General features: G+C 33.2%; 20 protein-coding genes. 14 read left to right on the forward strand and 6 right to left on the reverse strand.

Translation table 11 applies throughout. The features are described from left to right. Window positions 1-85: 85 nt before the first annotated feature. Complete coding sequence (locus QMA06_RS00990; RefSeq protein ID WP_290205020.1) at window positions 86-715, forward strand: hypothetical protein; 630 nt, start codon at window positions 86-88, stop codon at window positions 713-715. Window positions 716-778: 63 nt separating this feature from the next. Here the strand turns inward: QMA06_RS00990 and QMA06_RS00995 are convergent, their stop codons facing one another. The 5 genes from QMA06_RS00995 to QMA06_RS01015 form a co-directional block, all read right to left on the reverse strand. Continuing rightward, the gene (locus QMA06_RS00995) at window positions 779-967 is read right to left on the reverse strand and encodes a hypothetical protein (protein WP_290205021.1); all 189 of its coding nucleotides are present in this window, start codon (window positions 965-967) and stop codon (window positions 779-781) included. Window positions 968-1,001: 34 nt separating this feature from the next. Further along, window positions 1,002-2,648, reverse strand: coding sequence for a hypothetical protein (locus QMA06_RS01000; RefSeq protein WP_290205022.1), 1,647 nt, complete (start codon window positions 2,646-2,648; stop codon window positions 1,002-1,004). A gap of 102 nt (window positions 2,649-2,750) precedes the next feature. Continuing rightward, a complete protein-coding gene (locus QMA06_RS01005) occupies window positions 2,751-3,779 on the reverse strand; it encodes a DUF3871 family protein (protein ID WP_290205023.1) in 1,029 nt (342 codons plus the stop codon). After that, window positions 3,742-4,614, reverse strand: a complete 873-nt coding sequence (locus QMA06_RS01010; protein ID WP_290205024.1) for an AAA family ATPase — start codon at window positions 4,612-4,614, stop codon at window positions 3,742-3,744. The genes QMA06_RS01005 and QMA06_RS01010 overlap by 38 nt, the downstream gene beginning before the upstream one ends. A 167-nt stretch (window positions 4,615-4,781) precedes the next feature. After that, window positions 4,782-5,531 (reverse strand): hypothetical protein, encoded by a 750-nt coding sequence (locus QMA06_RS01015; protein ID WP_290205025.1) that lies wholly within the window; start codon window positions 5,529-5,531, stop codon window positions 4,782-4,784. A 198-nt stretch (window positions 5,532-5,729) separates the two neighbouring features. On the opposite strand from QMA06_RS01015, the gene QMA06_RS01020 reads away from it, so the two are divergent. Continuing rightward, on the forward strand, window positions 5,730-6,713 hold the full coding sequence (locus QMA06_RS01020) for an HNH endonuclease (RefSeq protein ID WP_290205026.1): 984 nt from the start codon (window positions 5,730-5,732) through the stop codon (window positions 6,711-6,713). Here QMA06_RS01020 and QMA06_RS01025 read toward each other — a convergent pair. Further along, window positions 6,710-7,921 carry a site-specific integrase gene (locus tag QMA06_RS01025; protein ID WP_290205027.1) on the reverse strand — a complete coding sequence of 404 codons (1,212 nt, stop codon included), beginning with the start codon at window positions 7,919-7,921 and terminating at the stop codon, window positions 6,710-6,712. The genes QMA06_RS01020 and QMA06_RS01025 overlap by 4 nt on opposite strands. Before the next feature lie 709 nt (window positions 7,922-8,630). Between QMA06_RS01025 and QMA06_RS01030 the strand changes: the two genes are divergently transcribed. From QMA06_RS01030 to QMA06_RS01085, 12 genes are all read left to right on the forward strand, one after another. After that, the gene (locus QMA06_RS01030) at window positions 8,631-10,427 is read left to right on the forward strand and encodes a ParB/RepB/Spo0J family partition protein (RefSeq protein WP_282073539.1); all 1,797 of its coding nucleotides are present in this window, start codon (window positions 8,631-8,633) and stop codon (window positions 10,425-10,427) included. A gap of 265 nt (window positions 10,428-10,692) precedes the next feature. Continuing rightward, window positions 10,693-11,529: a DUF932 domain-containing protein gene (locus QMA06_RS01035; RefSeq protein ID WP_076547953.1), complete on the forward strand. Its 837-nt coding sequence runs from the start codon at window positions 10,693-10,695 to the stop codon at window positions 11,527-11,529. Between the two features lie 985 nt (window positions 11,530-12,514). Further along, a complete protein-coding gene (locus tag QMA06_RS01040; protein WP_290205028.1) occupies window positions 12,515-12,859 on the forward strand; it encodes a single-stranded DNA-binding protein in 345 nt (114 codons plus the stop codon). A 78-nt stretch (window positions 12,860-12,937) separates the two neighbouring features. After that, complete coding sequence (locus tag QMA06_RS01045) at window positions 12,938-13,318, forward strand: DUF6876 family protein (RefSeq protein ID WP_290205029.1); 381 nt, start codon at window positions 12,938-12,940, stop codon at window positions 13,316-13,318. 12 nt (window positions 13,319-13,330) lie between these two features. Continuing rightward, entirely contained in the window at window positions 13,331-13,528 is a 198-nt protein-coding gene (locus tag QMA06_RS01050) for a hypothetical protein (protein WP_290205030.1), read from the forward strand. A 431-nt stretch (window positions 13,529-13,959) separates the two neighbouring features. Beyond that, window positions 13,960-14,340 (forward strand): BfmA/BtgA family mobilization protein, encoded by a 381-nt coding sequence (locus QMA06_RS01055; RefSeq protein WP_290205031.1) that lies wholly within the window; start codon window positions 13,960-13,962, stop codon window positions 14,338-14,340. A gap of 11 nt (window positions 14,341-14,351) precedes the next feature. After that, on the forward strand, window positions 14,352-15,383 hold the full coding sequence (mobB, locus tag QMA06_RS01060; protein WP_290205032.1) for a MobB family relaxase: 1,032 nt from the start codon (window positions 14,352-14,354) through the stop codon (window positions 15,381-15,383). Window positions 15,384-15,385: 2 nt separating this feature from the next. Then, on the forward strand, window positions 15,386-16,966 hold the full coding sequence (locus QMA06_RS01065) for a type IV secretory system conjugative DNA transfer family protein (RefSeq protein ID WP_290205033.1): 1,581 nt from the start codon (window positions 15,386-15,388) through the stop codon (window positions 16,964-16,966). A 121-nt stretch (window positions 16,967-17,087) separates the two neighbouring features. Beyond that, window positions 17,088-19,115, forward strand: coding sequence for a site-specific DNA-methyltransferase (locus tag QMA06_RS01070; protein WP_076547082.1), 2,028 nt, complete (start codon window positions 17,088-17,090; stop codon window positions 19,113-19,115). After that, complete coding sequence (locus QMA06_RS01075; protein ID WP_084181969.1) at window positions 19,112-21,685, forward strand: DEAD/DEAH box helicase; 2,574 nt, start codon at window positions 19,112-19,114, stop codon at window positions 21,683-21,685. The genes QMA06_RS01070 and QMA06_RS01075 overlap by 4 nt, the downstream gene beginning before the upstream one ends. A gap of 12 nt (window positions 21,686-21,697) precedes the next feature. Further along, window positions 21,698-22,543, forward strand: a complete 846-nt coding sequence (locus QMA06_RS01080) for an RES domain-containing protein (RefSeq protein WP_076547083.1) — start codon at window positions 21,698-21,700, stop codon at window positions 22,541-22,543. 60 nt (window positions 22,544-22,603) lie between these two features. Continuing rightward, complete coding sequence (locus QMA06_RS01085) at window positions 22,604-24,349, forward strand: DUF262 domain-containing protein (protein WP_290205034.1); 1,746 nt, start codon at window positions 22,604-22,606, stop codon at window positions 24,347-24,349. The last annotated feature ends 34 nt before the right edge of the window (window positions 24,350-24,383 follow it).

A 24,383-nucleotide genomic window follows, 5' to 3' on the forward strand; every position in this document is an offset into this window, starting at 1 on the left:
AATTTATAAGATGACTGCAAAAGAAAGAACTAACCTATTGGTAGAAAAAGCTATTGAGATTTTTAAATTATAAAAACCAGAAATTATGCCAGAAATTAATCCAAATGAAGAAATTGAAAAATTATTATTTCTTATACAAACAAGTAAGGAAAGAATTGATAGACTTTTTTCTGATAAATTTAATATTGAATCAAAGGCGGGTGTCCTTATAGGCTTTGGAGCAATATTTTTTACATTCAAAATTGCCTTAGAAGGTACAAATGAATCGTTTTGGTTCATCCCATTACTTTTCTTTTTAGTTGGTCTTATTTTAATAATTTTTGTAATTAAACCTAATAAATTTGGAGTAGGAACAAAAGAACAAGATTATGATGAACTATTTGAGTTAGATAGAGTTAAAATGTTAACCAAAATTTTAAAAGATAATAGAGCGTCAATAATTAAAAACACAAAAAATCTAAAAATCATTAAACTTTGCTATGGTTGGTCTGTGATTTTCATAATTATTTCTATACTTTTATCTTTCTTCCTTAATGGAATAGACCAAAACCACAACAATAACCAAAAACAAGAAAAGATGATATTCAACTACTATTGTTCTGATTCTCCTAATGAAGATGAGGAGAATAAAACAGAAAATCCAAAAATTGATATATCTCCATCATCAGAAGATGATATAGATGTGCAAAGTGATGATGAATCAGATAAAAAATAAGAGTATAAAAAAAGCAGGATTAATAATTAATCCTGCTTTTAAATATATTTAATACAATGTTTTTTATTCTCCTCCAATAATAGTATTTATCTCATCATCAACTTCATCACTATTATTCACTTTTAAATTATCAACAAACTGTTCCATGTTTTCATTTATTACATTTCTTGATTCTTCCATTTCTAAAAATGTAACACTCACTACTTCACTATTATGAAATAGTCTATCTAAAGAATTTGTAATTGGTGTCATAGTTTTAAGCTTATTAATGTGCAAATATAGTTGTTTATTTTAAATTATTCTCGTATAGACTAAAACTTTTAAGTTTATCTTTTATTGCATCAACTTTAGGTTTAATAACAAAAGGTAGTGAATTATCATTTATTCTAAGAATTAATCTATCAGTATATAAAGCAAATAAAACAATATTATCAAAGTTATCACTAGAAGTACTTGTTGAATCTAGAACTATATAGCCTATACCTTTATTTTGTTTATATAATTCATTAGATGAAATTTCAGCTACATAAATAAATTTAGGCATAATATAATCAACAATTGCTTCTCTATAACTTTTAGGTAATGTTTCCTCATTCATTATTTCTCTCTTAAATGACCTTGAAGATGTTAAAAACAACCTTAAAATAATTTTGTCAGGACCTTCTCGATATCCATATATTTCGTTTTCTAGCAATTCATAAACCAGTTGTCTAGCTCTAACTATGTCTAAATATATCTTGGGGTACAGAGGAACAATACAGCCATGAATTTTGGCATCATTCATCTTTGTAGAATAAGAACATGGTTCATCTAAAGTACTCTTTTGATATGGTGGCTGATTATCGTCTATGATAATAAATTTCTTTTTAGTAATATCTAAACTATCAGAAACACTAATATTAGCTTTTTTAAATTTATGATTTATTGAAATATTATATGGCTTGTTACAATAATCTATTTCGTTTGAATCCAACCTCTCATGACCAATCATTAATACTGCATGGAAATCATTATTTGATTCTCTTCTCACAATTGTAAGAACAGGAATACCTGATTCTACGTAATCATTAATAATATAAGGTAACTTATTTTTAAATTTATTAATACTATAATATTTAGAACCAAAACCAAATTTTCTCAAAGTATACCCTATTTGTCTTGGTGATAAACCTTTTGACGGAACTTGTCTTTCATAGGAAACCCTTTTTAAAACACTTAATATTGTAGATGGCAACACCTGTCTGTAATAACTATATTTACCGCCAAAGTATTCCATAAGACTCCAAATAGATGTTTCTGAGCAGGTATGTACTTTCCCATCTTGTGCTGAATGAGGAAATCCTTCTGTGGTTAGACTTACGCCTTTTATTAAAGAACTACTTTTTAACTTTGTAATTATACAATTTGAGTCTATTAATGCTTTTGGATTTATGAAACTTCTACCAACTCTTTTTCTGTCTGTTGGTCTTAAAATAAAAAAACCTAAAAAGATATTTTCCTCCTGTAATTTATTCCTAAATTCACTTTCAGTAAAATCATCAGTAGTCAAATCATAATCATATATAGATATTCTTATACAATTTTTATTGATAGTTCTATTCAAAGTTGAATAATAAGAATAATAAGCATCTCTATATAGTTTATCAGTATAAGGATATTCAATTAAAAGCTTTAGTTCAGGCCTTAAATGCTTTAAATATGATTGAAGGGAATCAATATATCTAGATTGACTCTCATCAAATCCAATAATATTATATTTATTAATGAAGTTATCTAATATTGTTTTTTCTGGAAAATAAAGTTTGGTGTCTTCTTTGTACTCCTTTTTTAATTGATTAACAGTAGCTATATCATAAACTGCATATTTTAAATTTTCATTATCAATTAATTTACTACTATCAGAATTATTGGAAGTTGTATTATTGTTTTTCAAAGACGATTATGTTTAGTTTGCTGAAAGATAAATAAATATGTTAAAAAAACCTAGATGGATATTAAAACCCTTATACAAAAAGTATAAGGGTTTTTTTCCAACTCAACTTAAAAACCAAGAGTACTTGGAATCCCCATTGAGAGTTTGTGCCAATCCATTTGAAAAATCAAAAGCATTGACAGTTCTATCCAGAAAAGAATCTATATAAGAACTCTTATTTGCTGATGTAAAAAGGTTATAGACATTCCATAAGTTGATGTTTCCATTTTCATCTTTACAATAGCTCTTATCCTCATAATAATCCTTTGCAATAGTATTCATTTGTCTATCTGCAAAATCCATTTGTGGTAATCCTTTTCTTTGGTCTTTAGGCAAATAATTATACAATCTTGTTTTACCTATGAGTTGAGCAAACTGATGTTCAGTTAAACTCTGTTGAGTGAGTTCTCTCATTGCTTTTAAATGAGTTTCTGCTTCATAACCATTAATTACTTCAGTAATCTTATGCTGAAGTTCTTCATACCCTCCTACTCTCATTTCTGAAGTAAAACCATCTGAAGAAATACAAAGGTTACAGCATACCATATTTTGAAATCCAATAAAGAATTTAAACTTTTCATAAGTCTTCTTACTGTAAAGGTTCTCATGGTTGTAAGCTCTAACTCCACCCACCATCAAGGAAAGCGTATTTCCATTAATAGTCTCTGTTATTGTGGGTACTCTTATCACAAATGCCATTCTCTCAAAATATTGGGTTTTCTCATGTTCTAGTAACTCTTTGGCTGATTTGTGAATAGCATCACTGGTTCTACCCTTTATCTCATGACTTACTCTTATTTCAGGAAGATCTATCTGCTGATGGTTAAAGGCATTACCAACACACTCTTGTGCTATCTCAATAAATTCCTGATGTGCTATGGTTCTTTCATTGTCCTTGGCAAATACAGGAATGATATTGTCCTGCCTTAAATGAGAGAGGTTAACCTCTTTTGTGTTAGCCTCAATGAATGGGTTGATTTTATACTTATTTCTTTCTGATGGTACTCTCAATTCTGTAACAGATTGTTTTATACCATCAGAAATAGAAGATACATTATCGTCCTGACTGTGGTGTACTTTTATTAATTCCATTTGAACTAAAATTTTCTGGTTTAACTAAATTTTCTAATTGTTGTTTTTTGCTCTGATATTGAGCATTCAATGATTGTTGAAATTGTGGAAATTCTTTATAAAGTTTCATCAATTCACTTATGGATAAACACTCATTAATACGTTTTAAGACATCTTCTTGTGAACTTGGTGAATTACACCATTCCAAGATTCTTTTTCCTGTGGCTGTGCTTATCATGAACTCTGGTTTATCATTGAACAGATTGGTTCTGTCCTTACTTGCAGTTGCAAAATGTTTTGAGTCAATATCAAAAACTAATGTAAATTCGTATTCCACACCATCTCTTTGCACAGCTTTCAGTCCTACCTTTTCAGGCACATACTTTCCATTCTTTTGATTCAGCACATAATCTTGTTTGGTTCTCATAGTGGCAATAAAATGAGCTGGTGATTGTAAAATCTTATCTACAAAGGCTTTTTGTCTAGGTGTTACCTTGTTCCAATTTGTGAAACTGTTTCCTGGCAACTTACTATGGAAATCTATTAATTCATCCCAACAGTGACTTGTGCTATCCACGATAATAACTTCCATTCCTGCCTCAAGACAAATATCAATAGCTTGAATATACTTCTCAGGTGTATAAGGTGGTTGCATATTTAGCACACTGTAATTACCTAAATGTGCATAAAGGTCTGAACTTCCATTTTCAGTATCTATGACAGCTACTTTTGAAAGATTATCATTGGTTAATCCTTTTGCAAGTAAAAGGGCTGACATTGTTTTGCCAGCCCCTGCACTTCCTTGTAAAGCCATTTTAATCTTGGCTTGTTTTCTTTCTGATTTTCTTAATTTCATAATTATAAGTTTTAAAGTTTATTTTCCATCAAGGGAAATCCTCTGATAAAAGAGTACAACCTTGAAAATTAATTTATATATAGATATGTAATCTTTAGTGAGAGGAAATCCACTGATGGAAATCCTTCCCATAAAAAAAGAGGAACATTTCTGCTCCTCTTCTATAATTATTGCATTTGATTTCTTTTATTAGAATCTTTTGGAATTTTTTTCCTTCTTAATCCAGATTTAAGATATTTATCTATATCATGCTTAATATCCCATTCTATCTCTTCATCTAAGAATATTTCAGGGATTAACTCAATGATTCTAGCAGTATCTAATGAATAATATGTAACCTGTCTCTGTTTATTCTCAATTAGAGAGCTTACAACTTTAGATTCTAAAAAGCCTAATTCCTTGAATCTTTTAATAATTGTAACTGCTCTATCTTTTTTTATTCCCATCTCCTCAAATATGGTTGGAAATGAGAGAAAAAATGGAACAAAACCAAAATATTCATATTTCATTAATAGGAACTCAAATAAAACCCTTTCATCACAAATGAAAAATTTACTGTTATAGTTAATAAATCTATTTAGACGCAAACCGAAAATAGAGTTATAGTCAACAACAATTAAGTTATTTCCCTCACTATCACATTGGAATAAATCGTCTTGTTTCAGTACTATCTTTGAAAACTCACTTAATAATTGTCCATTTTCAATACCTCCAAAACCATCATTCCTTACAGGAATTAATAAATATTTGACTCCAGTTTGAAGATTTTCTTCCTTAGTTTTTTCAAAATCATAAAGAGGAATTTCAATAATAGTGTCTTCATCAAATATGTCTTCGTGATTTTCTTCTTGATGGATTGCTTCATTTTGTTCAATACAATCCTCTGGGTTAACATACCCAAACTTTAATTTTTCCATAATTTTTGAAAAATTTAAATTAAAAAAATAGAAAAACTCATCTTTAGGCTTAAAGAAATAAGCCAAAGTTCAAAAGAATGAACTTGAAAAACTCATTAGGTTGGTAAGTAGTACAAAATTAATAAAAATGTTTAATATTCATGTTTTTCTTAACTGATTTTCAGAAATATCTGAATCATTTATATAGATTTGTGATTAATGACTGAGGTAATTAATAAATACATTCATCTATTTGAGACCTTAAATAGAGGCTATAATAAAGGTTTGGGGAAAGCTCCGCATAAGCCTATATTACTGTTATCAATTATTCAACTTATCCAAAGAAAAGAGATTGTTTCAAATAGAATTTTCATAACACCAGAACTCTTATTAGAATTTAAGAACATTTGGAATGTTATGGTTGACACGCCTCATGTTCCAAATTTTGCACTTCCATTTTTCCATATGAGAAGTGAATCTTTTTGGCATCTAGTTATTAAACCAGGAATGGAACTAATTGTAACAAAATCAAAAAGCATTAAAAGTTTCAAAAATTTAAAAGAATCTATTGCTTTTGCTGAAATTGATAGGCATCTATTTGAATTGTTATCTGATAGTTCAACAAGAACAATTTTAGAACAGGTTATTATTCAAAAATATTTTAATAATACAGAGTCAAATTATTCAATAATCCTCTCAAATGTCAATAATGAAGTATTGAAAATTGAGAGTCAAATACTGAATGAACCTAAAGCTGAATATCAAAATCACTTAAAAGAGTTAAGGACATCATTAGATGATGATGAATACGAAGAAGAATTATTTATTAGAGGTGGATTATTTAAAAAGACCATCCCAAAAATCTATAATCACTCTTGTTGTATATCAGGAATGAGGATTGAATCATCACAAAATGCTCAAATGATAGATGCTTGTCACATTATACCATTTAGCATTTCAAATGATGATACAATCCCAAATGGTATATCCTTATCCCCAAATTTACATAGAGCTTTTGATAGAGGCTTGATTACCATTAACCAAGATCACATAGTTAGAATATCTCCTACGGTTACTGAAAATGAAACTATGTTTTCTTTGTCTCAGTTTAATGGAAATCAAATTATGCTTCCTGAAAAAGCTTCTTGGTATCCCTCTCCAGAATCACTTCAGTGGCATAACAAAGAAATTTTTGCTCTCTAAGTATTAAACTTTTTGTTGAGCTTAATCATCTCCTCACTAATCTTTCTCTCCACAATTTGACCATAATGCTCCTGAGTGGTTTGCATTTTAGCATGACCTAATAATTTAGAAACTATTTCCATAGGAACATCATTATAAAGCAATACAGTAGTTGCAAAAGTCTTTCTGGCAATATGGTGAGTCAGATTGATTTTAATTCCTGTCACATCAGCTATTTCTTTTAAATAAGCATTGAACTTAGGATTTGATATTCTAGGAAATACAAAATCTAATTCTTCTTGATGGTACTTTTCCATAATCAATTTTGCCTGTGGCATTAATGGAACTTTATAACTTCTTGAAGTTTTAACTCTATGAACAACCAACCAAAGGTTTCCATCAAACTCAACAATAATATCAGACTTTTTTAAGGCAATCATTTCTTTAAAAGCCAATCCAGTATAACAACAAAATACAAACATGTCTTTGATTTGTTGCAACCTCTTAATTTCAAAAGTCTTATTCTCCAACCTTAATAGCTCCTCTTGTGATAGGTACACAATCTCTTTCTTTATTCTCCTTGCTTTATAGAGCATAAATGGGTCTTTATCCAAATAGTCCTCTGCAATAGCATATTTAATTGACCTTCTAAATCTTTGAATGACTTTATTTAAAGTTATCTGAGCAAAGTTCTTTTCAGTTTTAAGATAGTATTCATAATGGTCAATAAAACTACTTTTTACAGTTGAAAGTTTTATATCCTTAGTTTTATATTTCCATCTAATAAAGCTTTTAAGATGTTTACCATAGGCTATATATTTTTTGTGAGTATCATTATTTAACTCTTTACCCACTAGTCTTTCTAAGTATTGTAAAAACAGTCCATAAACTTCAACTACTCCAACATCTGTTTTAACAGTTTCTCCTTTGTACTGTCTAAAAATATCTTCTACATCAAAACTCACTTGATTAACTTGAAGCATTAAAAAAGCCTGATTAATTTGAGATATAATCAGGCTTAATTGTGTGTTTAGAAAGTTGTGTTCTTTTTCTGGTGGTTTGACTAATTGGTTTTTGCTATCCCAATTTTCTGGATAAATATAGTACCCTGTTGCAAACTCCTTCCTTTGTTTTTTATAAGTAATTCTACAATAAAGAGGAGAAGTATTGTCTTTCTTTTTCCTGCTTTTGTAAATTACAAATAAAATAGTCACCCTATTTATCTGCATAATTGGTAGTTTTAATAGTTTTTAAAAAATGTATTTATTTGATTTTGTGAAAGATAGAGCATCCCCTTTTTGAAAAATTAGTGTCCCCTTAAAATGCTCCTATTTTGATGGTATTAGAAGATTTGTTACCATCCTAAAACAAAAAAGCATCCCAATCTTCTTATTCAGAAAAAAGGAAAGCTTCTCATTGGATTACCAAATCACTTTGGTAAACTACATCCAAGATTTCTCTTGGAACAACACAACGTCTTTAAATTGCTTAAAAAAAGCCTCAATTTCTTGAAGCTTCTTTTTGCAATTTTAGCGGTCTGGACGGGACTCGAACCTTGCTTGGCGAGCCCTGTCGCTGTGGCACTTCTGCCAAATATTTTTATCTATGTTGACGATTTGTGAACTAATTCTCGTGAGTTGTAGTTCAATTTGATTCGTCTGATGCAAAAATAATAATTCTTTTCAATTAACAACATTTATTACCAATAAATATTAAACTAATATATTACCAATGAATTGAAAATAAAAATTTAACTAAGGGGGTTTATTATCATACAATATGACCGCAATTTAAACTCGTAAAATACTTCCATCAAAAGACTACGGCATAAAGCCAACGTCTCTTCCATCGCTTATTTATTCCGTTTCCTTTTGAGCCAAGATTTTATCTTCCGTTTGGTTTCTGCTCAAATATTGTTTAATCTAAAATTTGAGTATTATGACAACAAAAGCGAGTACCACAAGAAAGAGCGGTAAAAAAATTACCACCGCCAAGAAAGAAGTCAAAGAAAAATTGACACAAAAAGCGATTGGGCTTCAGATTGAGAACCTATCAACTGCAAAGGTCATTCCCGACCCGATGCAACCCAGAAAGACTTTTAATGAAGCACATCTGCAACAGCTTTCCGAAAGCGTCAAAAAGCACGGTGTTCTACAGCCTATTACAGTCCGAAAATCTGGAAACGAATTTATCATCGTGATGGGCGAACGTAGGTATCGAGCAAGTAAGATGGCCGACAAGAAAACTATTCCGTGTATTGTCAGGGAATATAAGAACAACGATGTTCTTGAAATTCAAATCATCGAAAATCTGCAAAGGCAGGATGTTGAACCTACCGAAGAAGCTGAGGCGATTGCTTACTTAAGCGAAAAATATGCGCTTACAGAAATTGCAAAGCGATTGGGAAGAACAGATAACTTTATCAGACAACGATTAAAGCTGGCTGGTTTAATTGAAGGTTTTAAGCATTTTGTTCGTAATGGCGAAATGACGATTTCGTTAGGTGTGGGTGTTGCACTTTTTGAACCAGAAGAACAGCAGATGATGTTGGAAACGATGGGCGAAGATTTTAGTGCCCATCAGGTGAACAGGATGATTAAAGACCAGACCTATGATTTGGAAAAAGCATCTTTTGATGTAAATGATAAGAAATTGGTGCCAAAAGTAGGCTCTTGTATTGAATGTCCGTTTAACGCGGCAAATCAAGGTAATCTTTTCGGCGATGGCAAAATGGTTTGTACAAAATCAGCTTGTTATGAAACGAAGAAAAGCAAGTCGTTCTTGAATTTGATTGAAAAATCGAAACAAGAGAACATACTGTTAATTCCTGAAATACGACAGTATTGGGCAGACGAGGAAAACAATCAGCTGATTATTTCACAATTGGAAAAGAACGGTTTGAAAGTCTATTTGCTGGATGATGTTGAAATCATAGAAAATCCGATAAAGCCAACAATTGAGGACATCAAGAAAGAATACCAACATTACGATTATTCCGAAGATGAATTTAAAGCTGAGCTGGATGAAGCCTTACAGCAATACGAAGAAGAATTGGAAAAATACAATTCCGCTAAAGAAAATGAATTTGTAAAAGGTATTGTGTTCCATCCTGAAACATACAGACACAAAGAAGTCTTTATAAAGATTGTTGAACAGTCCAAAAATGAATCGACATCGTATTCAGCACCTTTGGAAAACAGAAAAATGGCAGATTGTTCCCCTGAAGAACAGATAATTAAAATCAACGAAAGGGAAATACGCAAGAAGCAAATAGAGAACAACAAGCAGTTTGAAGAAGTTGTTGAAATGATTAGAGACACCAAATACATTGATACGAAGAAAACACTTTCGGTGGATGAAATGGTAGCATTCTCATTGACGTTGTATGAAAACAATGTAGATTATGTTGGACGACAAAGATTCTTTTCAAATTTATTGGGCAATACATCCAAGATGACAGATGAAGAAATTGTTGAGAGTTTCAAAAAGAAGTTTAAAAAGGAAATCTTTCATAAGTTGATACGGTATATACTAACGAAGCAAGTGCATTTTGGCGAAAGCAATCACGTTAATAATCTGACTAACATTTCATTCTACAATGCGATGCAAGGTTATTACAAGTCCAAGATTGACGGCATCGAAAAAGAATATGCCGAAAAAAGAAACAAGCGTGAAGAACGTTTGAAAGAGCGAATAACAGTTCTTGAAAAGCAAATTCAAGGATTGAAAGAGTAGCTTTTGTTGTTTGAAGAAGGATTGGCATTCGTGCTGGTCCTTCTTTTTTTTTTATAATAGACACTTGGTTAAAATGGTCAAGGAATAGAGAGAATAATCAATCAATAGTAACGCAAAGGTAAACTCGTAAAATACACCCATCAAAAGACTACGGCATAAAGCCACCGCTTCTTCCCTTACTTATTTATTCCGTTTCCTTTTGAGCTGAGATTTTAGCTTCCGTTTGGGTTAAGCTCAAATATTGTTTAATCTAAATTCAAAAGCTATGTATTTACAAAATTTGCAACAGGATGAAATCTTTGTTTCATCAGAAATGAAATCCTTAAAAACTCTGACACAGATAGAATCCCGACGAGGGCTTGAAAATGCCATCATTTCAAATGGTAAAATCGTCAATGTGGTATCTAACAGTTATGGACACATTCCAAACCAATTGTTCTTCAAGAAAGCTGAAGAAATGCTGACAGATGCACAACTGAACTTTCACAAGCGCACCATCAACAAAAATGATAGGTCGTTCATTACCGACTTTATCATAGACGATATAAGTCAGTTTACCGTCAAGAACGATAAGGACGTGATACTGCCAATGCTACGGTTCAAAAACTCGTATGACGGTAGTGAAAAGACTTCTGGACACTTCGGATTTTATAGAGAAGTATGTTCCAATGGTTTGCACGTTTCACAAGCCGAAATTGAGTTTTCCATCAAGCATAGTAAGAACAATACACACCTTATTATGCCAAGACTAAACAACCTGTTCGACAAGTTTCTGGACAATGAATTCTATACGATAACCAAGAAATTCGACAAGATGAAAGAATTTAAAATCATCGATACACAGGAATTTGTAAAAGCCATTCTTGATAAAACGAAACTCTTTAGATATGAATGCAGCGACAAGAACAGCGACCCTTCGAAAAAATCTCGTGAAGTCCTGGAAATCCTGAATTATGAAGCATTGTTGCTAAACGAGGAACCTAATTTGTGGTTAGGTTACAATGCCTTCAATGCAGTTTTACACAACACGCTGAAGAAAAGCTTTGGCCAACAAGAAAGATTGGACAAGAAATTGTTTGATGAAATTTATGAAATGGCCTAAAGCCAAAAGGTTCATCCAGTACCTCAAACTGGATTTTTTTGTGCTTGCTACTTATAGGTTTAAAAGCAATACCGTTCAGCCCATTCCCCTGCATTACGCAAAAAAGCTTCATTTCGGGAAAAGCGCTTCCTATAATAATCTTGGACACAACTTCAAAGCTTCCGTTTTCCATTCCACTTGCCCGCTAATTCCCGAAAAAAATCGGGAAGCGGTCAAACTGCATTCCAACCTACACCTTCAAAGTCAAGTCCGCTTTAAATCCTGCATAATGAGAATAAATAGTTTTCTTAATCCGTTCAGCACATTCCCCTGCATTTCGCCAAAAGCTACATTTCGAAAAAAGAGCTTCACTACACATATCTTGGACACAATCCCCAATTTTAGCTTTCCATTCCGTTAACCCTTCCCGTCCCGAAGCCTCGGGACTGGGAAGGAACACTTCATTCATTTGCCAAAATTGTGAATTAAGTCCGCTTTTCATCGGAAAGTCATCCCTTCGGTTTTCTTAACAGGATTTTCGGCGCGGTCTTCTTGAGCCCTCACTCGAAAATCCTTAAAAACCGAACCGCTGCCTTACACATTTTAAGGGGTTTATAATGGATAAAGCCTTTGTTGTTTTTCAGGGCGTCGAAAAACAGGCACGACATAACCAATTCTAATTTAATCACAGCTGCTTATCTCGCTTAACTGTCGGTACGCTCAAACGCAACTGCGTTTAAAAGAATTGCTAATGCCCTTATGGAACTTGTCAAGACTATACAAGTTTTAGTGAAAAATAAGGTTTCTACTCTCTTGAAAATCCAAGGATTTTACTACGTCGCAAACACACCTGATTTGTTCCCGAAAAGTCTGGACAAAACCCACTCTATCCATTGTGCGGTGCACAGAAGAAAAGAACAAACACCCCTTAAAATTTAATTCAGTTTAAAACAAATAGGGGAAATATAAACCAGTCTGTAACAAAGCAGACACAAAACTTTTTATTATGAGTACTATTAGAAATCACGTACAGTTAATTGGAAACGTTGGACAAGAGCCAACCATTACGAACCTTGAAAGCGGTAAGAAAGTAGCCCGTTTTTCACTCGCCACAAATGAGTATTACAAAGATGCCAAAGGCGAAAAACAAACTGACACTAATTGGCATACGGTAGTTGCTTGGGGCAAGACTGCCGAAATTGTAGAGAAGTATGTTGTTAAAGGCAAAGAAGTTGGAATATCGGGAAAACTTAAAACTCGAAGTTATACAAATGATGATAACGAACAACGCTATGTTACGGAAGTTGTAGCCGATGAAATTCTATTACTTGGAAGCAAAGACGACAAGTAAATCTTAAAATGAAAGAGGGCGTAACCGTCGAAAGATGCGCCCTCTTTTTCATTATTCACACTTTAAATAATATGTACAATGAAAGCACAAGTTAACGAAATAAAAGAGCGATTGCAATATTTTAGTGGAACAGAAATGTTCTATCAAATCCCATTATTGCGAACCCGTTTTACGGACGGATTGAAATACTTATCGGAAGTAGTAGAATGTTTTTGGCTCATTACAGACACATCCGTAATTGCAAAAAGTCTGATGAACCGAAGCGAATTTATAACCATAGACTTCAAAAGATTGCCCGAAGATAAACAGGATTTTACAGGCTATGAAGCAGAGATAATTTACAGCGATGGCAACGACAATATTTTGGAAAAACACGGATATCGGGCAACCGATTTTCCGCTCGATGAACTGCGGTTATTTTTTGTAAATGATACGCTGATGTTACCAAGCGAATATTAAAAATCGGACGTTATGATATATCTAAATTTTACCGATTTGAACGCCGAAACACAAGAGCGATTAATTGCCAATTCCAAAGAAGAAGTAAAGGAAAAGTACGGCAAGGATATAATGGATTATGCCACAAAGCATAATACCAATTTGGATAAGATGCTTGATGAAGAAGCACTTCGGAATTTGTATTCGTATAAATACATTTTCAACGTATAAATTTTATGAAATTAAAAGCAAGCACCTCTAAAATTTAGAGGTGTTTTTGTATGCGATTAGTATATAACCAATAAAAAAACGTATCTTTATTTCGCTGAAATTCAGCATTCAAATTTAAGTAGGGTTATCCACTTTTCGACTTTCGCCGATAACCTTACACATCGAAAAATAACATATCGGAAAATCATTTTCCTTGAAAATGGCAATCGGCTTTTAAGCCTGATTGTATGGATTTTTGTCACGCTTGCGCGTGACGAAAAGGAATAGCAAGAGGGTAACACGCTGCGCGCTGTTTCGGATTCCTTTTCGTTTTCAAATAGCTGATTACCAGCGATTTGAATATATTTTAATTTCCTGACAATCAACGATTTGCGACAAACGGGCTGTAAACGCCCATTTTTAGGGAAGATTTTGCGACAAATCGGCGAAATATGGACTCATTTATTGGAATTAGATTTAAAAAGGAAACTGCAAAACGTTTTCAAACTTTCTCACGCACTTACTTTAAATCGCACACCGAGGCGATGGCTACGATGCTCGATTTTTTCTTCTATAACGAAATTTCGCCAAAGGAAAAATTAGGTCCAACAGGGCGAACTATTGAAGCCAAACTTTTAAAAAGAATCAATGCGGTAATTGCCATAATGCGAGACGTAGAAAAGACACAAACCAAACCTACGGTGGCGATGATTCAATCCCTTTTTGAAACAGAAGAACCCACCAAAAAACCGCTGATTGTAGAAAAGAAATATGCCGAAGAAAAGAAGGAAATCCGCTTTCGCGAAAAGAAAAATCAAAGCAACCAACTATAAACTTTTGAGCTATGTATATCACAGTAACACCTCAAAAATTAGGTAGCAATTATTCACAAAGCTCAGCGGATTTTGTAGGCTATTTAGAGAAGGAAAACCAAGGGTTGGAACAATACGAAATGGAACACTTTTTCAATCAATATGGCGATGAGATTTCCGCTGAAGAAGTGGTCAAAGAAATTGATGGAAACACGGCAAAATTGAAAAAGAAAGAACCTAAATTTTATTCCATAACGGTCAGTCCTTCCAAGTATGAATTGAACAGATTACAGAACAGTCGTGAAGATTTAAAAACCTACACTCGTGAGCTAATGAAAGATTATGTTGCCAGCTTCAATCGGGAAATCAATGGACGACCTATATCAATAGACGACATAAAATATTACGCTAAAATTGAACATCAAAGAACCTTCAAGGGTACGGACTTTCAGATAAAAGAAAACCAACCTTTCGCCACAAAAATACTTCAGCTCAAAACGGATATCCGAAATATTCAAGAAGGACGAGCTGAAGGGAATATTAAGAAAATGGAAAAGGAAATTGCCAAACTGGAACGCCAAGCGCCACATCAACAAAACGGAAAACGGATAGTTCAGGGAATGCCGAAAGCAGGAAACCAAAGTCACATTCATATTATCGTTAGCCGAAAGGATGCTTCAAATTCTATATGCCTTTCCCCAGGAAGTAAGCACAAAGCATCCGAAGTAGAGATGCACGGAAAAAAAGTGAAGCGTGGTTTTGATAGAGATACATTTTTCGCGAAAGCGGAAAAAACATTTGATAAGACATTTGGATATAAGCGCAATTACGCAGAGACCTACAAAGCTAAAAAGACCTTTGTAAAGAACCCAAACCTATATTTTTCAGCATTGATGAAATTGCCAGCCAATGAAAAAGCATTGGCTTTTAAAATGATAAGTAAATCAGGATTGCCCATAGTGCCGAGTATTCCAGTAAGTCAGGCACAAATAGCGCTTCGAGTTTTTAAGCGATTAAGACGTGGCATAGAGGTGGCCATCAAATCAAGTTCAATAGGAATCTAAGTATGGAAATAAACAATCTCATAACGATACTTTCAATTATTGGTCTGGCCAGTATGGTTTTCTATGGAATGTTTCGAGTATCAAAATATGCGTTTGTGTTGAATAGCATATCGCTTTCAGTTCTCGTGTTCTATTTGTCTGAAGGAAATGAATTGATATTTATATTACTTTATTTGGTTTGTCCGCTAATGCTAATTAATATAGGACTGTATGTTTTTCTACATAAAACCGAAAGCCCGAAAAATGGCGACAGCAGATACCAAGTAAACTTTGCAACTACTAAAGGAAATTTCAGATTGGATAATATCAAACGTGGTGCATCCATCATTGGTTCTGCCGGAAGTGGTAAAACCGAAAGCGTGGTTTATGGATTTCTAAAGCATTTTGAAAAAGAAGGTTTCTGCGGAATTATTCACGATTATAAAGATTTTGAATTGACCGAAATGGCATATCCGCTTTTCAAGGATAGCGACATCCCTTTTAAGGTCATTTCCTTCGATAAAATCATTCATAAGGTAAATCCTATTGCGCCACGGTATTTAGAGAATGAGGAAAGCGTAAACGAGGTGTCAAGGGTGTTGATTGAGAATCTATTAGAGCAAAGAGAAAGCGGAACAACTGGCACGACAAAATTCTTCAACGATGCTGCAGAAGGGTTGATTGGTGGTTTGATTTGGAAACTGAAAACGGACTATCCCAAGTTTTGTACGTTGCCACATTTAATTGCGGTTTATCAATTTCTCGATACTAAAAGTTTGATTCAGTTTCTGGAAACCAACACCACATCACGAGCAATGGCAGATGCCTTTATAAGTGGCAAGGATTCTGAAAGGCAGACCGCTGGTGTAAAAAGCACATTGGCAAATGCGCTGAAAAGAATTAGTACACAACGGATTTTTATGGCTTTGTCCGCAGATGAAGTACCGCTAAATATAAATAGTGCTGAAAATCCCTGCGTAATTTCGATTGTGAACAACCCAAAATTCGAAACTTCGTATTCACCAGTAATCGCTACAATTATACACACTATTACAAAGCAAATGAGCGTGCGTAATTCAAAACCATCATTCTTGCTTATGGAAGAAGCACCAACCATTCGTTTATTGAATATGCATCGAATTCCTGCAACATTGAGAAGCTATAATATTTCTACGATTTATGTGATGCAGGATAAAATTCAGAATGATATGATGTATGGCGATAAGGCAAGCAAGGCGATTCTTAGTAATCTATCCTATCAATTTTTCGGAAAGGTAAATGACCCGGACACCGCAAAATATTACGAACGCTTTTTTGAAATCATTAAAGACCCAACCAAGAGCATAAGTCGAGGACATAACCTCGATTTTGATACTCGCATTACTACGGGCGAAAAGGAAATCCCAAAGATTCGGGCGGACGTATTTTTCAGGTTGAAACAGGGCGAGTTTATCACTTATGCAGATGGTAGGGATAAAAAGGTGCAGTTTAAATTAGCCGACATTCAAAGGGAACTTCCTAATGAGACTAAACAGTTTTCTAAAGCTGATTTGGGAGCTAATTTTGAGCGGGTTTATGAGGAAGCACGGTCTATATTTAAATAACGTTAAACACCTTAATTCATTGGGCTAAACGGTTAATAAATGATAATCTTAAAATTATCTTAACCCTTTTTTTGCAACGTGAAATTATACCAATATCTTTAACACTTATTTTTACCACCAAATGACAGAATTAAGCCAAAGAGAAAAGGACTATTTAATAGAAAAATTACAAAAGGGCGAGCAACTACCCGAGGACTTCAAGTACAAGCTTTTCCCCACTATTCAAAAGGAATATGAACTCGTTTATGCTGGAAAAATGCGTAAAGAAGATATTCTTGCAGACGAAGATGGAGTAACTGCCGCACCTTTACAAATTGAAAGAACGTATAACGGCGACCGTGAGTCTTATCCTGACGGTTGGAAAAATATGATTGTATTTGGCGACAACCTTCAATTTCTCAAAACCATTTACAAAAATGAAGACCCACTTATAAAAGACAAGGTTAAGGGAAAGGTTAAATTAATTTACATAGACCCACCATTTGCGACAGAATCTGATTTTTCAGGGTCACAAGGTCAAAAAGCATATACAGACAAGGCTAAAGATGCTGAATTTGTAGAGTTTATACGAAGAAGATTAATTATTGCCAAAGAAATTTTGGCTCGTGATGGAAGTATTTATATTCATCTTGACCAAAAAAAATCTCACTATATCAAAACCATATTAGATGAGATTTTTGGAGAAGGTAATTTTCGTAATGAAATAGTTTGGAAAAGAACAAGTGCTCACAGCGATAGCGGAAAGTTAGGAATAAACTGTGAATTTATTTTCTACTATACAAATTCTGAAAAATATATATGGAATCAGCTTTATGAGTATTATTCAGAAAAACATTTGAAACGCTTTCGTAATCAAGATGAAGATGGTCGTTTATGGACTGATGGTCCTGTAACAGCTAAGGGGTTAAAGGGTTCAGGTTATACCTATGAATACAAAGGCATAAAAGGATATTGGAGATGTCCATTATCAACAATGGAAAGACTTGATTCTGAGAATCGTTTGCACTTTACGAACAAGGGAGGAATCCGGGTTAAAAAGTATTTAGAGGAATTAAAAGGAATTCCGTTACAGTCATTATGGGATACAGTAAATCCCATCAATTCACAGTCCAAAGAGCGAGTTAGTTATCCCACACAAAAGCCTGAAGAACTAATCGAAAGAATTATACGGTTGTCAACCAATAAGGATGATTTAGTTTTGGATTTTTTTGGAGGTAGCGGAACCGTAGCCTCAGTTGCTGAAAAATTAGGTAGAAAATGGATTACTTGTGATATTGGTAAATTTGCTTTTTACACGATTCAAAAAAGAATATTGACAATTCAAAACTCAAAATCTCTAAAAAATAAAACTAAAGATTTTGGCAAGAAGTCAACATCATTTCACACGATTAATACGGGTTTTTACGATATAGAAAAACTATTTTCATTACAACATAAAGAATATCAAGACTTCGTACTAAATCTCTTTGAAGTAACCCCAAAACCAAAAAAAATTGCAGGTATTGAATTTCAAGGAGAACGTAAGGATGGGTATGACGTATTGATTTGGAAATATTGGGAGCATAAGGATGCAGCAGTTGATGAAGATTATTTAGAAATTCTTCACAAAAATATTGGCAAAAAAGTTGGCGACCGTATCTATATTATAGCGCCAGCAAATTCTGTTCAATTTATTGATGATTACTATGAGATAGGGAATGTGCGCTATTACTTTTTGAAAGTACCATATCAAATTATTCAAGAATTGCATAAGGAGAAATTTAAAAAATTCAGACAGCCTACCAGTTCCAGCAACGTAAATTCACTTGAAAATGCAGTTGGTTTTCACTTTATAAGACAACCAGAAGTTAAGTCCTCGTTTGATGATGGTGTAATCACAATAAAGGCTTTTAAAGCCTACTACCCTGATGAAGATACCTTGGAAGATATTCCTGGTCTGGAAGCCTTGGCAATGGTTGTTGTAGATAAAAACTATAACGGCAATGAGTTTTTAATGTCCGATGTATTTTTTGCTGCTGATATTGTTAGTGAGGATGGTAAAGCTAATGTTTCCATTGAAGATTGTGGCTCTAAAGTAAGTGCAGTATATATCGACATTTATGGCAATGAATTCCGCGAGGTATTTACCAATAAAAATACGAAGGGATGATTCAGGAAAAAAAGCGATACGACACAAAAGATTTAATATTAAAAGTAAATCAATTTTATAATCAAAGCGAGCTACCACTTCCTTATTGGGATAGGTTTTTGGATGCACTTTGTGGAACAAGGGAATACCAAAAGAAAGCCATAAGAAGTTCAGTCATTTACTTGGCATCCAAAGAGTATACTAATATTCAAGACTTGGTTTCTAAAAATCATTATCAAAATCCTCAATTACGGGAGAGATATCCTGAGCTTGCAGATTACCACCGTAAGCTACAGTTACCTTCAAAGTTATCTGCGACAATAGACCTTGCTACAGGAACGGGAAAAAGTTACGTAATGTATGGCATAGCACAAATCTTATTAGGTTTAGGCTTGGTCAAAAGAGTACTCGTCTTGTGTCCATCAACGACAATTGAAAAAGAACTGCATAAAAAGTTTTTAGCCTTGGTTTCTGACCCAATTCTAAAAGAAACAATTCCGCCATCTGCAATTATTAGAAATCCGAGTATAGTTGATGGAAGTGTTACCGTGGATGAAGGTGCCATTTGTATTGAAAATGTCCACGCTGTTTACGAAAGGACAGGTTCATCAATTGAAGATAGTTTTGGTTTCAAAAGAGGTTTTGACACGGTAGTTTTGAATGATGAAACCCATCACATTTATAATAAGATTTCAGGTAATACTACAGAAGCAAGAGGGTTAAAAATATGGAAGAAATTTTTATTGGACGATGGTTATAATTTTAAATATATGCTTGGTTTTACAGGTACAGCATATATAGGGAATGATTACTTCAATGACGTTATTTACAGATACTCTTTACGAGAAGCTGTTGATGAAAAATTTGTTAAGAAGATTAATTATGTTTCAGAGGATGATAGCATAAACGAAGACCAAAGATTTCAGAAAATATATCAGAACCATAGCAATAATAAAGTTACTTACAAAAATGTAAAACCATTAACAATTCTGGTAACAAACAATATTACAAATGCCAAAAGACTTGAAACACGATTGGTTGAATTTTTAATGCTGGAAGAAGGTTTGGAAGAACAAGAGGTTCGGGATAAATTGGTTATGACGGTAACTTCAGATAAGGTACATAAGCATAATGTAATTCGTTTAGAGGAAGTAGATGAACAAGACTCTACTGTAGAATGGATTGTGTCCGTTTCTATGCTTACAGAGGGATGGGATGTTAAGAATGTATTCCAAATAGTCCCTATGGAAGAAAGAGCTTTTAATTCAAAATTATTGATTTCTCAGGTTTTAGGTAGAGGACTAAGAGTGCCGCCTGAATATATAAATAATGCAGAAGTTACAATATTTAACCATTCATCTTGGGGCTCAAAAATTAAAGGATTGGTAGATGAAGTACTGGAGTTAGAAATGCGATTGGAGAGTTCTAACTTAATCGATGGCGATAGGAGTAAATTTCATTTTGAACTTTACAATATAGATTACAACAAAATTGAAAAAGCGGTAGAAAACAACAGTAAAGAGAAAGAGTTTAATTATAAAGGTATCATAAACTTAGAATCTTCGGTAGACCAAGTAAGTCAGGAAACAACATATACCAACCTTGCGAGTGATTATAAGAGTGTAGAGTACAAGATTAAAAATAGAATGACACCAATTAAGGAAATCGTTGATAAAATCTATCACGAGTTTCAGACGAGAGAATGGGAAGGTGTTACACTTAAATTACAAGAAGGTCAATACACAAAAAACAACCTTCCGCCCAAAGAAGAGATTACAAAGCTGATAAGGCGTTCTATGGATAAGGTTGGTCTGGAAGGAGATGAATTGAACGAAAAGAATAAACGAAATATTTTTTCTTCATTCAATACGCTTCTAAGACGAAAAAATAAATCGCTTGAATTAGTCAGAATAGCGCAAAAGCCCTTTGTTATCTCAACTAAAGAAAGAATAAAGGAAACATTGTCAATAGGGAATTTACGCCATAATTCTACGGTTATGTATTCAAATAATTACAATGAAGAAGTTAAAGACACAGACGTCTTAAACTTTTTGCAGGAAGTAATTGATGATGGAACTTTTCCTCGTAATGCTACTTTGCAGGCAAATAGTTATGATTTTAAAACACCGGTAGATTTAGCGTTCCTTAACGCAACACCTGAAAGAAAATTTGCTGAAAAATTGGTTAGGAATGAAAATTCCAAAGCCTTGGATGCTTGGCTAAAATCAACTAATCAAAGCTTCTATACTATTGAGTATTCGCTATCAAGTAAATCAGGAAACCATACAAAACAGGGCAAATTCAATCCAGACTTTTTTGTTAAAACCTCAGATACGGAAATAGAATATATTACCGTTGTCGAGATTAAAGATGACCAAGACTATTCTGATTTAAATAAAGCAAAATTTAAATGGGCGACCATTCATTTTCAGGAATTAAATAAACAACTTGAAGAAAATAATGTGAATCAACGCTATAATTTTCATTTCCTAAGTCCTGAGAATTATGATGATTTCTTTGAATATTTGAGAAATGGTAAATTGGTTCAAGGCCTATTTACGAGTAATTTGGATAAAGAATTGAGTACATAGAACTAAAAGAATATGACTGTTGAAAATGTAAAAAAAGCTATTACTTTATTGGAAGCGATAAATCCAGAAAATGAGTACGCTTACGAAAAAGCGGTTTTAGCCTATTTAACCATAGGAAGGCTTCCAGTTTTACAATATGAAATTCCTGCCAAATCAGTATTTTTCAGAACACGCACCCACGAAGACGATGATTTATTTCCATTAATATCCGACATCTCAATAACACCAAATAAATTTGTCAAAGATTTTGCGAGATGTAATAGACCTTTTCAGTCTAAATTCTACTGTTCAGAAAATAGACCTACTTCATTTGCTGAGTTAGTCGAGTATTGGTCTGATACAAAAGATTTTGGCGATAAAGTTTACGTTACAATTGGGCGTTGGCAATTAAAGAAACCCTTAATCGGAATTATAGTAACGACACCCGATAAAGACCATAGAATTTCGGAGTTCGACAAAGAACACGGAGCAGCTATGGAAACTTTCATTGAACAAAGTGACCCTGAAATAAGAGAAGCTACAATCTTATTTTATAGATTTCTTTTCGAGAAGTTCAGGAAATCTGCAAAAAATGACCGAAAAACATATATTATAACAACAGCCTATTGCAACGTGGCTCTTGCTCATTCCGAGGGTAAAGTAGATGGAATTTATTATCCAAGTGTACCTTTTGGCGAACAAGGAATCAATTTTGCGATTAATTCAGATTATATTTTAGGAAATAATCTTGAACTCACACATATCCTGAGAAATGAGTTAACCGTTTCCAAAAATGAAAACGGAAAACACGGATTTACCGAAACTGGAAAAGTAGAAGCTTCAGGATTTGATATCGAAAATAATTTAATAAGCTGGTAAAAAAATAATATAAAATAAATGCCAACTGCATAATAGAAACTAAAACCAACCAAGAAATTTATGTCATTTCAAACCCCTATAACCATTTCTGATGCAATCGAAAAAATAGACTCAAATCAGTTTTTACTTCCAGCCATACAACGAGAATTCATTTGGAATCACTCTAAAATTGAATGGCTTTTTGATTCAATAATGAGAAATTATCCAATCAGTTCTTTTCTATTTTGGAAAGTAGAAGAAACCACGTCAAAAGGATATAGATTCTACAAGTTCATAAATGAGTATCGCGAACGATATAAAACCCACAATGAGGAAATTTCAACAAATGGTATCAGTTCTTTTAATGCGGTCTTAGATGGTCAGCAAAGATTAACTTCTTTATATCTTGGGTTAAAAGGTAGTTTCGGTTATAAAGAGTACCGTAGAAAGTGGGAAGATACAGAATGGAGTATTCCAACGCGCCATTTGTATTTGAACATTACAACTGAACTTCAAGACGAGGAAGATGGCAGAATATACGAATTTAGTTTTCTTGAAAAATCTGAAACAGAAGAATCTGAAATTTACGAAGCGAATGAACAAAAATGGTTTAAGGTAGGTGCAATTTTAAATTATACCGAGGATGAAGCTTTTGATGAGTTTGTAGAAGAATTTGAAAGTAGCTTTTCCCGGAAAGCAATAAGACAGCTAAGGCGAACCATAAAGGAAAAGCCTATAATTAATTATTTCCTTGAAAAAGACCAAAGTTTAGATAAGGCGCTAAACATTTTTATCAGGATAAATAGTGGTGGCGAACCTTTAAATTTTTCAGATTTATTAATGTCTATTGCAGTTGCAAACTGGACAAAAAAAGATGCGCGTAAAGAGATTCATAAACTTGTAGATAGTATAAGAGATAAGGGTTTTTCAATATCCAAAGACCTAATACTTAAATCCTTTCTTTATTTGTACAGTCGAGATATTAAGTTTAGGGTTACAAACTTTTCCAAAGGTAACGCAAAGGATTTTGAGACAGAATGGGAAAAGATTAGAGATTCAATCCTATCCACATTTGATTTAATAAAAACTTTCGGATTTACGGATTACACTTTGACTTCCAAGAACTCTGTAATCCCTATCATTTATTATTTGTACCACAAGAATATTTATAGAGATTATTCAACTAAGATAGAGTTCAAAGAGGACAGAGAATCGATAAAAAAATGGCTTCACATAGTGTTGATTAAGAGGATTTTTGGTGGAACATCAGATTCAGTTTTATCTCAAATAAGAAGGACTTTCACGGACAATGTAGTTGAAATGAAAATTAAGCCAGAGATTACTTCTTTTCCTGTCAATTCTATTTTTAATCATATAAGAAAGGATACGAGCGTTGGCGATGAATTTATAGAAGAAGTACTTTTCACACAGAAAGACAATCAGTATGCTTTTTCTATTCTCTCTCTATTATATCCAGATTTAGATTATAGAAATAATAATTTTCATAAAGACCATATACATTCTGCATTTGAGTTTAATAATCTTGAAGCTTCCGACAAAGAAAGCTATGGATGGCACACTTACAATTCTATCTATAACCTTCAAATGTTAGATGCCAATGAGAATATGTCCAAGAGTAATATGAATCTGTTGGATTGGGTTGAGAAAGAAACAAATGAAAATAATAGAACTCAATTTTTGAACGCTCATTTAATTCCAGATGTCGATTTGAATTTGAATGAATATGGAAATTTCCACGAAAAAAGGAAGGCACTATTATTGGATAAAATGAAAACCTTACTAAGCGAAAAAACTGTTAGCGTATAGTTATCTTTATTTCCAAATTGCCAATTTATTTAAT

This window comes from Winogradskyella bathintestinalis (assembly GCF_030407435.1).
Taxonomy (GTDB): domain Bacteria; phylum Bacteroidota; class Bacteroidia; order Flavobacteriales; family Flavobacteriaceae; genus Winogradskyella; species Winogradskyella bathintestinalis.